Source organism: Agrococcus casei LMG 22410 (genome assembly GCF_900163565.1).
Lineage (GTDB): Bacteria > Actinomycetota > Actinomycetes > Actinomycetales > Microbacteriaceae > Agrococcus > Agrococcus casei.
This window is the reverse complement of record NZ_FUHU01000048.1, coordinates 1-15,072: the sequence shown is the minus strand read 5'-3', so window position 1 is coordinate 15,072 and position 15,072 is coordinate 1. Positions and strand designations below refer to the sequence as shown.

14 protein-coding genes are annotated in these 15,072 nt (G+C 65.6%); 7 read left to right on the top strand and 7 right to left on the bottom strand.

All coding sequences use genetic code 11. The annotated features are described in order from the left end of the window. Positions 1 to 2 precede the first annotated feature (2 nt). Positions 3 to 1,373: an MFS transporter gene (locus tag CZ674_RS13675; protein ID WP_086993082.1), complete on the bottom strand. Its 1,371-nt coding sequence runs from the start codon at positions 1,371 to 1,373 to the stop codon at positions 3 to 5. 125 nt (positions 1,374 to 1,498) lie between these two features. On the opposite strand from CZ674_RS13675, the gene CZ674_RS13670 reads away from it, so the two are divergent. From CZ674_RS13670 to CZ674_RS13645, 6 genes are read left to right on the top strand one after another with little or no spacing between them, the layout of a single operon-like run. Further along, on the top strand, positions 1,499 to 2,977 hold the full coding sequence (locus CZ674_RS13670) for a fumarylacetoacetate hydrolase family protein (RefSeq protein WP_086993081.1): 1,479 nt from the start codon (positions 1,499 to 1,501) through the stop codon (positions 2,975 to 2,977). Continuing rightward, the gene (locus CZ674_RS13665; protein WP_327078630.1) at positions 2,974 to 3,660 is read left to right on the top strand and encodes a GntR family transcriptional regulator; all 687 of its coding nucleotides are present in this window, start codon (positions 2,974 to 2,976) and stop codon (positions 3,658 to 3,660) included. The genes CZ674_RS13670 and CZ674_RS13665 overlap by 4 nt, the downstream gene beginning before the upstream one ends. After that, the gene (hpaE, locus tag CZ674_RS13660) at positions 3,657 to 5,153 is read left to right on the top strand and encodes a 5-carboxymethyl-2-hydroxymuconate semialdehyde dehydrogenase (RefSeq protein WP_086993079.1); all 1,497 of its coding nucleotides are present in this window, start codon (positions 3,657 to 3,659) and stop codon (positions 5,151 to 5,153) included. Before CZ674_RS13665 ends, hpaE begins: the two co-directional genes overlap by 4 nt. Positions 5,154 to 5,186: 33 nt before the next feature. After that, positions 5,187 to 6,353, top strand: coding sequence for a 3,4-dihydroxyphenylacetate 2,3-dioxygenase (gene hpaD / locus CZ674_RS13655; protein WP_086993078.1), 1,167 nt, complete (start codon positions 5,187 to 5,189; stop codon positions 6,351 to 6,353). Then, positions 6,353 to 7,171 (top strand): 2-keto-4-pentenoate hydratase, encoded by an 819-nt coding sequence (locus tag CZ674_RS13650; protein ID WP_086993077.1) that lies wholly within the window; start codon positions 6,353 to 6,355, stop codon positions 7,169 to 7,171. The genes hpaD and CZ674_RS13650 overlap by 1 nt, the downstream gene beginning before the upstream one ends. 10 nt (positions 7,172 to 7,181) lie before the next feature. Beyond that, positions 7,182 to 8,006, top strand: a complete 825-nt coding sequence (locus CZ674_RS13645; RefSeq protein WP_086993076.1) for an HpcH/HpaI aldolase family protein — start codon at positions 7,182 to 7,184, stop codon at positions 8,004 to 8,006. Positions 8,007 to 8,036: 30 nt separating this feature from the next. On the opposite strand, the gene CZ674_RS13640 is transcribed toward CZ674_RS13645, so the two are convergent. The 3 genes from CZ674_RS13640 to CZ674_RS13630 form a co-directional block, all read right to left on the bottom strand. Beyond that, positions 8,037 to 9,782, bottom strand: coding sequence for an L-aspartate oxidase (locus tag CZ674_RS13640; protein WP_086993075.1), 1,746 nt, complete (start codon positions 9,780 to 9,782; stop codon positions 8,037 to 8,039). 123 nt (positions 9,783 to 9,905) lie between these two features. Further along, positions 9,906 to 10,190: a PLDc N-terminal domain-containing protein gene (locus CZ674_RS13635; protein WP_086993074.1), complete on the bottom strand. Its 285-nt coding sequence runs from the start codon at positions 10,188 to 10,190 to the stop codon at positions 9,906 to 9,908. A gap of 9 nt (positions 10,191 to 10,199) precedes the next feature. Then, the gene (locus tag CZ674_RS13630) at positions 10,200 to 11,459 is read right to left on the bottom strand and encodes an acyltransferase family protein (RefSeq protein ID WP_159457005.1); all 1,260 of its coding nucleotides are present in this window, start codon (positions 11,457 to 11,459) and stop codon (positions 10,200 to 10,202) included. 89 nt (positions 11,460 to 11,548) lie between these two features. Here CZ674_RS13630 and CZ674_RS13625 point away from each other — a divergent pair, with 89 nt between their 5' ends. After that, positions 11,549 to 12,577, top strand: a complete 1,029-nt coding sequence (locus CZ674_RS13625) for a threonine ammonia-lyase (protein ID WP_086993072.1) — start codon at positions 11,549 to 11,551, stop codon at positions 12,575 to 12,577. Here the strand turns inward: CZ674_RS13625 and CZ674_RS13620 are convergent. The 3 genes from CZ674_RS13620 to CZ674_RS13610 form a co-directional block, all read right to left on the bottom strand. Further along, positions 12,509 to 13,705 (bottom strand): Dyp-type peroxidase, encoded by a 1,197-nt coding sequence (locus CZ674_RS13620; RefSeq protein WP_086993071.1) that lies wholly within the window; start codon positions 13,703 to 13,705, stop codon positions 12,509 to 12,511. The two genes, CZ674_RS13625 and CZ674_RS13620, sit on opposite strands and share 69 nt — an antisense overlap. Further along, positions 13,705 to 14,202 (bottom strand): copper chaperone PCu(A)C, encoded by a 498-nt coding sequence (locus CZ674_RS13615; protein WP_086993070.1) that lies wholly within the window; start codon positions 14,200 to 14,202, stop codon positions 13,705 to 13,707. Before CZ674_RS13615 ends, CZ674_RS13620 begins: the two co-directional genes overlap by 1 nt. A 92-nt stretch (positions 14,203 to 14,294) precedes the next feature. Continuing rightward, positions 14,295 to 14,915, bottom strand: a complete 621-nt coding sequence (locus CZ674_RS13610; protein ID WP_086993069.1) for a hypothetical protein — start codon at positions 14,913 to 14,915, stop codon at positions 14,295 to 14,297. Between the last annotated feature and the right edge of the window lie 157 nt (positions 14,916 to 15,072).

Below are 15,072 nucleotides of genomic sequence, written 5' to 3'. Positions count from 1 at the left end.
ACCTACTTCTTGGCGGGCTCGTCCATGATCTTCTGCCACGTGCCGTCGATCTCGATCTGGCTCGTGAGCGGGATGTCCTTTCGATCCTTCATCATGAGCGTGCCGAACACGGCGACCACGATGAGCAGCAGCAGGTACGGAATGACCGCCCAGGTGTTGCCGTCGAACGTGTTCATGATCCACTGTGCGATCAGCGGCGAGAACGCACCGCCGATGACGGCACCGATCGCATAAGAGATCGAGACGCCCGAGAAGCGCACAGAAGCGGGGAACGCTTCGGCGTACCAAGCCGCCTGGGGTCCGTAGGTGAGGCCGAGGCCGATTGCCAGCAGGCACCCTGCGACACCGATCATGAGCGGGCCCTGCTTGACGAGCTCGAACAGCGGAATCGTCGCGGCGGCAAGCACTCCGTAGCCGATGAGGTACGTGTTCTTGCGACCGATGATGTCAGAGAGCCAGCCTCCGACGGCGGTGAATATCGCCCACATCGCGGCGGCGCAGAGCACCGCTATCTGCACGGCAGGTCCGTCGAACCCGAGCCCGGGAACCGGTGCGTCCGTCGGCCTCGATGCGTAGCCCTGCACGAATCCGCCGGTGATCATGTAGCCGACGCCGTTGTTGCCCGCGAAGATGAGCGCAGCGAAGATCACGATCGGGAGGGCTGTCTTGAACAGCACCGCGATAGGCGCAGATTCGCGAACCTTGAGCGACTGCATCTCTTCGAAGACAGGCGACTCTTCGACAGTGCGACGCACCCAGAAGCCGACCAGGATGAGCACGATCGAACCGAGGAACGGCACGCGCCATCCCCACGACAGCCACTGCTCGTCCGTCGTGACGGCCTGCATGATCGCGAGCACTCCCGAGGCGATGAGCATGCCGAACGGAACACCGAGCTGCGGGAACTGCCCGAAGAGGCCTCGTCGACCCTCGGGTGCGTGCTCGACAGCCATGAGGATCGCGCCGCCCCACTCGCCGCCGGCGGAGATGCCCTGCAGGATGCGGCAGAGAATGAGCAGCACGGGAGCCGCGATGCCGATGGTCTCGAAGGTCGGCAGCAGGCCGACTGCCACCGTCGCCGTGCCCATGAGCAGCAGCGTGATGACGAGCATGGGGCGACGTCCGAGGCGGTCACCGAAGTGGCCCGCGAGGAAAGCACCGAGCGGTCGGAACAGGAACGAGAGTCCGATCGAGGCCAGTGCGGCCAACTGCCCGACCTCGGGGCCGGCCGGTGCGAAGAAGAGCTGCTGGAACACGAGATTCGCAGCGAAGGCGTAGATGAAGAAGTCGTACCACTCGACAGTGGTGCCGACCACGGTGGCGGCGACGATCCTGCGTCGCTCCGCTGCCGCTTTGCTTGCTGTGCTGGTCAAAACAGACTCCCTTGTCCCTGATCAATCGGTCACTGTCGATGCGTGACACCCAGATCGTATACGACCTGACCCCCCACGCCGTCAACCTCTTGTCGACGACACGCTGATCGTATACGATATGCCATATGGACAACGCGACGAAGCAGTCTTCACTGTCAGATCATTCAGCCGCCGAGGCATGGCAGCTGCTGGGCGCCAAGCCCGGCAAGGTGTTCGCCATGCACATCGGCTACCGCTCAAGAGCCGAGCAGAAGGGCCGCATGCCCGAGGCTCCTGGCTACTTCCTGAAGCCGAGCACATCCCTGTCGCCGGCCGGTGAAGTCGAGCTGCCCGCTGGGGCCGAGATCCTCGGCTTCGAAGGCGAGATCGCCCTCGTCATGGGCGAGACCTGCCGTGCAGTGAGCGTAGAACAGGCATGGTCGAAGGTCGCCTCGGTGACAGCTTCGAACGACCTCGGCGTCTTCGACTTCCGCTGGGCCGACAAGGGTGCAAACGTGCGCTCGAAGGGCGGCGACGGCTTCACCCCGATCGGTCCCGAGCTCATTCCCGCAGCCGAGATCGACCCCGAGGCTGTCGAGATCCGCGTGTGGCACGGCGAAGAGCTCGTGCAGGCCGACAGCAGCGACACTCTGCTGTTCTCGCTTCCCCAGATCGTCTCTGACCTCTCACAGCTGATCACGCTCGAGGCGGGCGATGTCATCCTCACAGGCACGCCTGCCGGCGCATCGACATTCGCGCCAGGCGAGACCGTCACGGTCGAGGTCACGGCGAACGGCTTCACCAGCGGCAAGCTCATGACAACAGCCGTGCAGGGCACACACCACGTCGCCGAGTACAGCGCACAGCCAAAGGCGACGCCTGAACAGTGGGCTGATGCATCTGGTCGTCCGCTGACTGATTTCGTGCCCAAGACGCCGAGCCTCACGCCCGAGCTCAAGCAGCGACTCGAGGGCGTGGCGCAGGCAACGCTGTCGAGCGTGCTGCGCAAGCGTGGCCTCAACAACGTGACGATCGAAGGCCTCGTGCCGACCGTGCCCGGCCAGAAGATGATCGGCACTGCTCGCACGCTGCGATACATCGCGAATCGCGAAGACCTCTTCAAGCAGCACGGCGGCGGGTACAACGCACAGAAGCGCCTGTTCGACTCCCTGAACGAAGGCGACGTCCTCGTCATGGACGCTCGCCGAGACGCCCGCTCAGGAACCCTCGGCGACATCCTCGCCCTCCGCGCCCGCAGTCTCGGGGCGGCCGGCATCGTCACCGACGGCGGCGTGCGCGACCTCGAGGAGGTCACGGAGATCGGTGTTCCGACATTCCACGGCGGCGGCCACCCGGCAGTGCTCGGACGACTGCATGTTCCCTGGGCTGTCGACGAGACCATCTCTTGCGGCGGCGCTGCAGTGCAGCCCGGCGACATCATCTACGGCGGCCCCGACGGTGTCCTGGTGATTCCTCCGGCGATGGCAGAAGAGGTAGTCGCAGAGGCCGAGACGCAGGAAGCGGCAGAGGAGTTCATTGCACGGATGGTCGACGAGGGTCACCCAGTCGACGGCCTGTTTCCGATGAACGCCGAATGGCGCCAGAAGTTCGAGGCCCAGCAGTGACACTTGCCGCGACGTCAAAGTCTCAGCTTGCGTACGAAGCCGTGCGCGAGAGCATCCAGAATGGCCGATTCGACCCTGGCCAGCGGCTGGTGCTCGAGGGGATCAGCAAAGAGCTGGGCGTCTCCGTCGTGCCGGTGCGCGAGGCCATCAGACGACTCGAGGCTGAGGGACTCGTCACGTTCGAGCGCAACGTCGGAGCCCGCGTAGCGCGCATCGACCCGCGTGAGTTCTTCGTCACGGTCGAGGCGCTCTCCTATATAGAGGGAGCAGCGATCTCACTTGGCGCAGCGCTGGTGACCCCCGAGGCAATCAGCGAAGCACGCGGCATCAATGCGCAGATGCGAGAGATGGCGACGTCTGACCACCTCGATGCGCAGGAATTCTCGCGTCTCAACGAGCGCTTCCACCGCATCCTCTCTGACTCATGCCCCAATGCGCACCTGCTCGACATGGTCGATCGCGGCTGGACCCGCCTCGCCCATCTGCGCAGCTCGACCTTCGGCTTCGTGCCCGAGCGCGCTCTCGCTTCGACCGACGAGCACGATCGCATCGTCCAGCTGATCGAGTCAGATGCTGACGCTCGCGAGGTCGAGATGGCAGTGCGCGAACACAGGCTGGCAACACCGCAGGCATACCTGCAGAAGACACACAACGAATCCGCCAACCGCAAGGAGCAACCATGACTCGCAGGCCCGAAGGCATTCCAGAGCTCATCCCCCACTACATCAACGGCGAGCGCGTCGGCTCGATCGACGGCGACACCTTCGATGTTCTCGACCCGGTCACCAACGAGCCGTACACGAAGGCCGCCAGCGGCAAGCCCGCCGACATCGACGCCGCAGTCGCTGCCGCAAAGAACGCTTTCGAGAATGGCCCCTGGCCGAAGATGCTCCCTCGCGAGCGCTCGCGCATCCTGCACAAGATCGCAGACATCGTCGAGAGCCGTGGCGACCAGCTGGCGCAGATGGAATCGTTCGACTCGGGTCTGCCGATCACCCAGGCGCTCGGCCAGGCTCGCCGCGCAGCCGAGAACTTCAGATTCTTCGCTGACCTGATCGTCGCGCAGGCCGATGACACCTACAAGGTGCCCGGCCGCCAGGTGAACTACGTCAACCGCAAGCCGATCGGCGTCGCCGGTCTCATCACGCCGTGGAACACGCCGTTCATGCTCGAATCCTGGAAGCTCGGCCCGGCACTGGCGACCGGCAACACGGTCGTGCTGAAGCCGGCCGAGTTCACGCCGCTCTCGGCATCGCTGTGGGGAGGCATCTTCGAAGAGGCCGGGGTGCCGAACGGCGTGTTCAACCTCGTCAACGGCTATGGCGAAGAGGGCTTCGCAGGCGACTCGCTCGTCAAGCACCCCGATGTGCCGCTCATCTCGTTCACGGGAGAGTCGCGCACCGGCCAGATCATCTTCGGCAACGCTGCGCCGTTCCTGAAGGGGCTCTCGATGGAGCTCGGCGGCAAGTCGCCCGCTGTCGTGTTCGACGACGCCAACCTCGAAGACGCGATCGACGCGACGATCTTCGGTGTGTTCTCGCTGAACGGCGAGCGCTGCACCGCTGGCAGCCGCATCCTCGTGCAGCGCGGCATCTACGACGAGTTCGTCGAGCGCTACTCGGCCCAGGCCAAGCGGGTCAAGGTCGGCATGCCCGACGACCCCTCGACTGAAGTCGGCGCACTCGTGCACCCCGAGCACTTCGAGAAGGTCATGTCGTACGTCGAGATCGGCAAGTCCGAGGCTCGCCTGACTGCTGGCGGAGGCCGCCCCGAAGGCTTCGAAGAGGGCAACTTCGTGGCCCCCACGGTGTTTGCAGACGTCAAGCCGGATGCGCGCATCTTCCAGGAGGAGATCTTCGGTCCTGTCGTCTCGATCACACCGTTCGACACCGACGAAGAGGCACTCGAGCTCGCGAACAACACGAAGTACGGTCTCGCGGCATACATCTGGACCAACGACCTCAAGCGCTCGCACAACTTCGCGCAGAACGTCGAGGCCGGAATGGTCTGGCTCAACTCGAACAACGTGCGCGACCTGCGCACCCCCTTCGGCGGCGTCAAGGCCTCGGGCCTCGGCCACGAGGGCGGCTACCGATCGATCGACTTCTACACCGACCAGCAAGCTGTTCACATCAACCTCGGTGAAGTGCACAATCCCAAGTTCGGCAAGAACTGACAACGACAGTCACAACTAGGCAAGGACGCTGACATGACCGAGATGAAAGACCGAACGATGACCTCCTCAGGCTTCTATGTGAGCCAGGAGGCGCCCATCCGCTCTGACAACCCCATCCCCACTCCCTCCGCACCGGCACCCGACATCCTGCGGTGTGCGTACATGGAGCTCGTGGTGACCGACATCAAGCGCTCGCGCGACTTCTACGTCGACGTGCTCGGGCTCACCGTGACAGAAGAAGACGAGAACACCGTCTACCTGCGATCGCTCGAGGAGTTCATCCACCACAACCTGGTGCTTCGTCAGGGCGACGTCGCGGCAGTGGCTGCCTTCAGCTACCGCGTGCGCAGCCCCGAAGAGCTCGACAAGGCCGTTGCCTTCTACGAGGAGCTCGGCTGCCGGGTCGAGCGTCGCGAGGAGGGCTTCACAAAGGGCATCGGAGATTCGGTGCGCGTCGAAGACCCTCTCGGCTTCCCGTACGAGTTCTTCTACGACGTCGAGCACGTCGAGCGACTGGCCTGGCGCTACGACCTGTACACGCCCGGTTCGCTCGTGCGTCTCGACCACTTCAACCAGATCACGCCGGACGTGCCGCGTGCGGTCAAGTTCATGCAGGATCTGGGCTTCCGTGTGACAGAAGACATCCAAGACGAACAGGGAACGGTCTACGCGGCCTGGATGCGCCGCAAGCCGACTGTGCATGACACGGCCATGACCGGCGGCGACGGACCCCGCATGCACCATGTTGCATTCTCGACCCACGAGAAGCACAACATCCTGGCGATCTGCGACAAGCTGGGTGCGCTGCGGCTCTCGGACCACATCGAGCGCGGCCCCGGCCGCCACGGCGTCTCGAACGCGTTCTACCTCTACCTTCGCGACCCGGACGGTCACCGCATCGAGATCTACACGCAGGACTACTACACCGGTGACCCCGACAATCCCGTTGTCACGTGGGACGTGCACGACAACCAGCGTCGGGACTGGTGGGGCAACCCCGTTGTGCCCTCCTGGTACACCGACGGCTCGCTCGTGCTCGATCTCGACGGAAACCCTCGCGAGGTCGTGGCGCGCACCGACGACAGCGAGATGGATGTCACGATCGGTGCCGACGGCTTCTCGTACACGCGGGCCGGTGACGAAGACGGCACCTATCGCGGACAGGCTTCGAAGGGCTTCAAGATCGGCAACCAGCTCTGATGAGCACTGCATCCGTTCCGAAGACAGGCCGCGTCCTCACGGGTGCGCAGGTCGAGGAGGTGGCCGACCAGCTGATGTCGGCCGCATCCGAGGGCCGCACACTTCCGCTCATCAGCCCGCAGTACCCCGGCATGAGCGTCGAAGACTCGTATGCCGTGCAGTCGGTGTGGCGCAAGCGTCGTGAAGAGGCGGGCGGCAAGGTCGTCGGCTACAAGATCGGCCTCACGAGCTATGCCATGCAGCAGGCGACCGGAATCGACGAACCTGACTTCGGCGTCATCTTCGCCGACCAGCTGGTGCACTCGGGCGAGACCGTCGAGCACTCGCGGTGGTCGAACGTGCGCGTCGAGGTCGAGCTGGCGTTCGTGCTGAAGGATCGCATCGAAGGCACGAACGTCACCGCTGACGACATCCTGAATGCCACCGAACGCGTCTTTCCCGCGCTCGAGATCCTCGACGCCCACGTCGAGATGCAGGGGCGCACGATCATCGACACCATCGCAGACAACGCAGCGCTCGGCGCCGTCGTCGTGGGCGAGCACGTCGCCGGCCCCCGCGACCATGACCTCGCCTGGATCGGCGCGGTCTGCACCGTCAACGACGCAGTGATCGAGACAGGTGTCTCGGCTGGTGTGCTCGGCAACCCTGCTGAAAGCGCGGCATGGCTTGCGAACCGGTTCGGCGAGCACGGCCAGGCGCTCGAACCCGGCAGCATTCTGCTGGCAGGCTCATTCACGCGACCCGTCTGGGCGCACCCCGGCGACACTGTGCGTGCTGAGTACCAGCACTTCGGCACCGTAGAAGTCACCTTCGAGTAGCGAGGTATTCATGAAGCTCTCCCCCACGTTTCGCGATGTGCTCGCGAGCGCCGAAGGGCCGCTCGTCGGCCTCTGGGCGGCTTCCGGGTCACCGGTCGCGGCCGAGATCATGGCTGGCTCTGGCGCTGACCTCCTGCTGATTGACGGCGAGCACGGGCCAGTAGGAATCGACGGCATCGTGCCGCTGCTGCAGGCAGTGTCGGCGTACCCCGTGACGCCGCTCGTGCGCATCCCGTGGAACGACCACGTGCTCGTGAAGCAGTTTCTCGACGCCGGCGTGCAGAACCTGCTCGTGCCGATGGTCTCCACGCCCGAGCAGGCGACGGATGCGGTGCGTGCGGTTCGGTACCCTGGCCCGGCTGGCGAGCGCGAGGGCGGTCGTGGCATCGGCTCGGCTCTCGCGCGCTCTGCTCGCTGGGGACGCGTACCCGGATACGTCGGCGCGGCTGACGACTTCGTCTCGCTGACGGTGCAGATCGAGACTGCTGAGGGAGCTGCGAATGCCGCAGCGATTGCTGCGGTCGACGGTGTCGATGCGCTGTTCATCGGGCCTGCCGATCTCGCTGGCTCGATGGGGCACCCGGGCAAACCTGGGCATCCCGATGTCGTGACGGCTGTTGACGGTGTGATCGATGCCGCGCGTGCTGCCGGAGTGGCTGTCGGTGTCAATGCGTTCGCCGAGTCGGACGCCGATCGAGTGATCGCGCGAGGTGCGCAGTTCGCGTTCGTGTCGGCCGATGTCACGCTCATGGTGCAGGGGTCGGATGCGGCGGTGGCGTCGTTCCGCGAGCGCACCGGCGGCGAGGCTGCTCAGCAGGAGGCTGACAGCTACTGATCTGCCGGGTGCTCTGCGGGCAACGGCAAACTACTCCACCAGCTTGCCGTCCTGCGACACCTCGCGGATGAGCACCGCGATCTCTTCGGGCACCGGAGGAATCTGCTCACGAGCAACCGTGCCATCAGCTGACCACACGAGATTGACCTGCATCGCCGGGTCTGTCTCGGGATAGTCGGCTCGGTTGTGGCAGCCGCGGGTCTCGCGTCGCTCCAGCGCAGCCTGCAGCGTCGCCCGAGCAGCCAGCGCTGCCGACTTCAGGTCGAATGCGTGGGCGAGATCCTGAAAGCCCGCGATGTCTGGGTGCACGCCGACATCAGCCATGCGCGCCTCCACGGCATCGAGTGCCGCGAGCCCAGCAAGCAGCCCGGCTTCATCGCGCACCACTCCGGCGTGCTCCGTCATGATGTTGCGAATCTCACGCTGCAGCGCCCGCACGTTCTCTCCGCCGTCAGAGTCGAGCAGACGGTCGATCTCTGCACGCGCAGTCGCGACGGCGTCTGCCGACCGCACTTGCGCATCCAGCTCCCTCGAATACTCGGCAGCTGCCTGGCCGACGATGCGACCGAACACGAGCAGCTCGATGAGCGAGTTTCCGCCGAGCCGGTTCGCCCCGTGCAGCCCGCTCGAGGCCTCGCCGATCGCGTAGAGCCCCGGCACGTCGGTCGAGTGGTCGTCTGGCCGGACCCACACGCCGCCCATCGAGTAGTGCGCTGTCGGCGCGATCTCGATCGGCTCGCGAGTGATGTCGAGCATCTGCAGCTCGAGCATGGTCTGGTAGACCCGCGGCAGGCGGCTCAGGATCTGCTCGCGCGGCAGGTGCGACACGTCGAGCCAGACGCCGCCGTTCGCTGTGCCACGCCCCTCCTTGATCTCGGTGAAGCAGGCCAGAGCGACTCGGTCGCGGGTCGAGAGCTCCATGCGCTCGGGGTCATACTGCTGCATGAACCGCTCGCCCAGTCCGTTGCGCAGGATGCCGCCCTCGCCGCGAGCGGCCTCTGACACCAGCGTGCCGGCGGCGTTCTCGGGCTCGATGATGCCGCTGGGGTGAAACTGCACGAGCTCGGGGTCGCGCAGCCGGGCGCCCGCCTCGACTGCAAGCCTGAACGAATCACCGGTGTTCTCGTCACGACGAGAGGATGTGCGGCGCCAGATGCGCGTGTGCCCTCCGGCAGCGAGAATCACCGAGTCGGCGTGCACCAGCACGCGCGTGCCGTCGCGCAGGTCGAAGCCGTAGGCGCCGAACACGGCACCGTCTGCACCCGTCAGAATGCGAGTGATGTACACAGTGTCGACGATCGGGATCTCGAGCTGCTCTGCGCGGCGCACCAGAGTGCGCTGGATCTCGAGACCTGTGTAGTCGCCGGCGAATGCGGTGCGCCTGAAGGTGTGGGCGCCGAAGAAGCGCTGCGAGATGCGGCCGTCCTCTTCACGGGCGAACTGCATGCCGTAGCGGTCGAGGTCGTCGATGCCGCGAGCTGCTCCCTCAGTGACCACCTGCACCGTTCGCGGGTCGGCGAGCCCGTAGCTCTCCTTGATCGTGTCGGCGGCGTGCTGCTGCCAGGTGTCGCCGTCGTCCATCGTGCTGAGCGCTGCGTTGATGCCGCCCGCTGCGAGCGAGGTGTGGGCATCGCTGCGGGGTCGTTTGCCGACGACGACCACGTCGACCCCCGACTCTGCGAGCTCGATGGCTGCGCGCAACCCCGAGCCTCCTGAGCCGATGACGAGAACGGACGTCGCTATGCGGCGCTCACTGCGGACGGTTGCCGAAGTCATGGGATTCCTTTCGGATGAAGCCCCCTGCGATCAGCAGGGGTGCAATCCCTCAACGTAGGCTCGTGCAGCCCGTCAGGCAATGGTGATGTGGCTTGATCTCAAGCCATGTCAGTTTGCTTGATGTCAAGCCATGTCGGCGTCGACGGTGGAGTCGACCTGACGGTCGCGGCTCCAGCGGCGCAGACGGCGCAGCTCGCGTTCGGTGCCCGAGTCGCGCTTGCCGAAGGTGATCCAGATGATCAGGCCCACGGGGCCGAGCAGCGTGACGACGCCCAGCCAGATGATCTTCGCAAAGGGATCGAGATCGGCGCCGATGATGCCGACGACGGCCTGCAGCCAGAGCCCGATGAAGACGATTGCTGCGACGACAAGCATCGCAATGACAAGTCCGTTGGCGAAGTCACCCATGGCACCAGTCTATTCCACCTTGCGCGAGCGGAAGTTCAGCTCGAGCGCCACACAGGCCATGGTCATGAGGGCGAGCCCAGCGGCCGTCTGCCAGAACGGAACATAGCCGAACAGCAGCACGACGCCGACGCCGATCGAGCCGACGACCGTCATGATCCAGGCAAGCCAGATCGAGACGCTGCCCTCTGGCTCTCGCCACAGGATGCCCTCGAGCTTCGGCACGACCACGCAGCAGAGCACCACGACTGCTGCGACCGCCAGGATCCAGAACGGACGAGTGATCCACCAGCCACTGCTCAGAGGCTCAGGGAACGGCAGTCCTACAGCCTGCTGCACGCCGGCCACGAGACCCATCGCAAAGGTGTGCCAGAGGTAGATGACGAAGCCGTAGATGCCGAGCGCCCCGATCCCGACGAGCACGCCCTGAATCTGCATGAGCCGCCTGAAGGCCGGCTGCAGCAGCGTGAGGATCGACGCCTGCGCAAACCCGAGCAGCAGGATCACCAGAGTCGGCGGGTTAAGGTTGCCGAGCATGTCGCCCGAGTATCCGGCGAAGACTACGAGTGCGCCGATGCCCGCATAGCTGCAGGCGATCACGAGCACGTGCCACCACAACGGCCGCTTCGCGAGCCAGCCGTCGAGCACCAGAAACCCGAGCGACTGCACGAACAGCCAGATGAAGGCCCAGTTGAGGTAGCCGATCGGCCAGCCGGTGAGCCGCACCACGACGTCGACCACGACTGCTCCGGCAGCGAGCCCTGCGAATGTCGACCAGCGGTGCCGCTCGTAGAGCCACGCCATGGCGGGCACGGCCGCTGTCAGCGCCAAGTACACCACGATGAACCAGAGCGGCTCTGCCAGTCGATGCGCGAATCCGCCGAGGAATCCGTCGTCTGCTCCGAACACCGCGAACACCGCCAGCAGTGCTCCGGTTGCGGCAACAGCAAGCAGCGTCGGTCGCAGCAGTCGCAGCGTTCGGGTGCGGATGTAGTCGGATGCGCTCCCCTGTCGTTCGCGGATGCGTCGCCACGTGATCAGCCCGGCGAAGCCGCCTGCGATGAAGAACATCGGCATGATCATGCCGCCCCAGGTCACGGTGGCGAGCGGCGGGTAGCCGTCGAGTGCGTTGAAGGTCTCGAGCGGGTCTCCGCCGATGCCCATCTGCAGTGCGTGCAGCACGACGACGATGGGCAGGCAGATGGCCCGCACGAAGTCGATCGAGAGGTCGCGGCCCGCGGGCACTCTGGCGGCGGTGTCGGGTTCTTTCACGCGCGCCACAGTATCTGTCAAGTCTGCATGAATGCTCAGGTACTCACAGCCATTGACGCTGATTCGTCGCGGTCGATAGCGTCGCTGGCATGAGCCTCCCCACACTCGCAGATCTCAGGCAGGCACAGCAGCGGGTCGAGGGCTTCGTCGCACACACTCCCCTCGTGCGCGCCGATCGGCTCAGCGAGCAGACGGGCGCCGAGGTCGTGCTCAAGCTCGAGAGCCTGCAGCCCACGGGCAGCTTCAAGGTGCGAGGCGCCGCAAACACGCTGCTCTCGATGCGCGAAGAAGACCCCACGATGCCCGGAGTCGTGACGTACTCGACCGGCAACCACGGTCGTGCGGTCGCGGCCATGGGCCAGCGGCTCGGCATCCCGGTGACGGTGTGCGTCGCCGAGAGCGTGTCGCAGACGAAGATCGACCTGCTCCGTGAGGCCGGCGTCGACCTGGTGGTGCAGGGAGACACGCAAGACGATGCCGCAGACGTCGCGACCTCCCTCGCCCGCAGCAAGGGGCTGCTGATCGTCGAGCCGTTCGACGATCTGCGGATCATCGCCGGCCAGGGCACCATCGGCCTCGAGCTGCTCGAGCAGAATCCAGCAGTGAGCACTGTCATGGTTCCCCTCAGCGGCGGCGGCCTCCTGGCTGGCATCGCACTGGCAGCCAAAGCGGTCGACCCGCAGATTCGCGTCATCGGCGTGAGCTCGGATCGCGCACCCGCCATGGTCGACAGCGTCAGGGCTGGCAGGCCTGTTGCCAGCAGAGAGACCGCCACGATCGCAGACTCCCTGCGCGGCGGCATCGGCCTGCAGAATCAGCACACGCTGAGAGCTGTGCAGCAGCACGTCGACGAGATCGTGCAGGTGTCAGACGAGCAGGTGCGCGACGGCATGCGCCACGCGCTCCTGCACCAGGGCATCGTCACAGAAGGCGCTGCGGCCGTTGGGCTCGGTGCGATGCTGCACGGGCTCATCACACCTGAGCCCGGCAGCACCGCGGCAGTCGTCGTCACCGGTCGCAACGTCGATCGGTCGACGCTCGAGTCGCTCTTAGCCGAGCAGGGTCTCCCCGATGAAGCCGCCCTCGGCGCACCCAGGCGGGATCGCGAAGACCGCTGAGCCCGTCGGCGTCGTCCAGATGTTGAGGATGTCGAGCTCGGCCAGCCGCTCCTGAATCGGTAGAAACTGCCGGTCGACGTCAGCCTGCAGTGCGATGAACAGCAGCCCCGAGTTCGACGACGCCTCGCCCACAGGCGCTTCGTCGTAGTTGTAGGCACGTCTGAAGAATCGCTCGCGAGGGTCGTCGCTGCGGGCACGGCGCATGTGCGCGTGCCGTGCAATGACCGGATGCCCGCTCGGCTGGAGTTCGTCGAAGTCGGGTTCGTCGAACTCCCCGCCACCGGTCTGCGGTGCTCCTGTGTCGAGCGTGCGGCCGACGGAGTCCTCGCGCTCCTTGCGCCCGACCAGATCCCACGTCTCGAGGTCCATCGCGATGCGGCGCAGCACGAACGAGGTGCCTCCCGCAAGCCATCCGTCCCTGATCCAGACGAGCTCGTTGAAGTCGTCAGTCTCGGGCGTCGCATTGGTCGTGCCGTCGACCTGGCCGAACAGGTTGCGCATCGTCACGCCCGGCTTGCGTGTGCCATGGGCATGCCTGAAGCCTCGCTGCTGCCAGCGCAGGGTGCCGAACCCCCTTGCGTCTTTGACGAACATCCGCACTGCGTGTGCCATTGAAGTGGCGTCGTCGCTGGCCACCTGGATGAGCAGGTCGCCGTCGCTGTAGCGCGCTTCGAGCTTGTCGATCGCGAATGCCGGCAGCGGCCGCAGCCAGCCAGGTGTCGTGCCGCCCGCTCGCTCGACGAGCCTCGGCCCGAAGCCGAACGTGACCGTCAGCCGTGCGGGCTCGAGGGCAAGCTCGGGCTCGGTGTCGGCCAGAGCCGGCTGCCCCTGTGTGAGCCTGGCCGCGTCATCGCTCAGGATGCGCATCATGCGCCCCAGCGCCTCGCGGTCGGTGTCGTCGTGCAGGTCGAATGCGATGAGCGTGGCGTTTGCTTGGGCATCGGTTGCGATGCCCGCCTGGTGCACTCCGTGGAACGGCACCGTCGACAGACCGTGTGCAGGAGCATTCGCCTCGGTGTATTCGACGATCGCCCTGTCTGCTGTGAATCCTGCTGCGACGCCAGCTGCGGCGACAGCCCCTCCGAAGAGGAACTGCCGCCTGCTGGCGCCCCGTCGGGCGTCAGCCATCAGTGATCGCCGTGCCCTTCGTCTTCGTGGTACGGCTCGTTGCCGCCCTCGAAGTCCTTGACGGTCGCTTCGATCACGAGCGGGTCGCCCTCGTCGAAGTTGACGGTGATCGTCACGACCTCACCGGCTTTGAGCTCGTGCTGCAGCCCGATGAGCATGAAGTGGTTGCCGCCCGGGTCGAGGGTGAACGTCTCATCGTCGGGCAGCGTGAAGCCGCCCTCGTACTCCTGCATGATCATGCTGCCGTCATCGCCCATGATCATCTCGTGCATCTCGACGGTCGCCGCGACGTCGGTCTCGATGCTCGCGATGTGCATGTCCTCGCCGGTGTCGTTGACGATCTCGCCGAACATGGCGGTCATCTCGCCTGCTTCGGCCCGCACCCACGGGTCGGTGACGGTCAGACCGTCGCCCGATGCAGCGGATGCGCACCCTGTGAGCGCCAGTGCCGCAGCACCCAGCAGCGCGCCGGTGCGCGCAAATGTCTTCTTGTTCATGTGTTTTCGCCTTCTCAGTCTCTGTCGCGCAGATGCGACGGCGACGCCGCTGCAGAGCGCAGCGGGTCGCGAACGTGTCGTTCAGTGATGGTTCAGATGCTGAGTGCAAGCGGTGGCCCGCGCCGGGCATGCGCAGGAATCACGCACAGCTGCGGCGTGATGGTGGCCTGTGCATCGGGCACAGGAGTCTTCGGGGCCTCGACCGGCGGATGCGGCAGTCGCGCGATCAGGCGCGCTCTGCGGGTGCCCAGCACACGGGCTGCTGCGGCGAGCACTGTCTTGACCGCCGCCTCTCCCCTGTGCAGCGCCGCGATGGTCAGGGCTGCTGCGACGAGGTGCGATGCGAGCATCACTGGGCCGCCGATGAGGTGCTCGTGCACGTGTGCGGCGTCAGCCGGCAGCACTGCGCCCGCCATCGTGGGAGCACCGTGGTTCGCGTGGCCCTCGTGGCTTGCGAACGGCACCGTGCCGAACACGAAGAGGGTGTGGAACAGCGCCTGGCTCACCAGCACCGAGATGCTGAGACGGATGAGCGACAGCCGTTTCGCAGACACGGCAACTGACACAGGCAGGGCCAGGGCGAGTGGAATCAGGATGCCCGCAGCACCCGGCACGGCTCCTCCTGCGAGCACGTGGAACAGCAGCGCGACGACGACTGCGAAGGCGGCGGTGAGTGCGCCTCGCAGTGCCTTCAAGTGACGGTGCTGGTGCATGGTGACTCGATTCTACCGTCGCTTCGAGAGGTGCATTCCGAGGTGCATTCCGAGGTGCATTCGCGGATGCGATTGTGGCGATTGGCAAGACTCGACCAAATGGGCTCTTCGCGGTTCGTGGTGAATGACCCTGCTGTGGCGGGTATTCACGCTACGG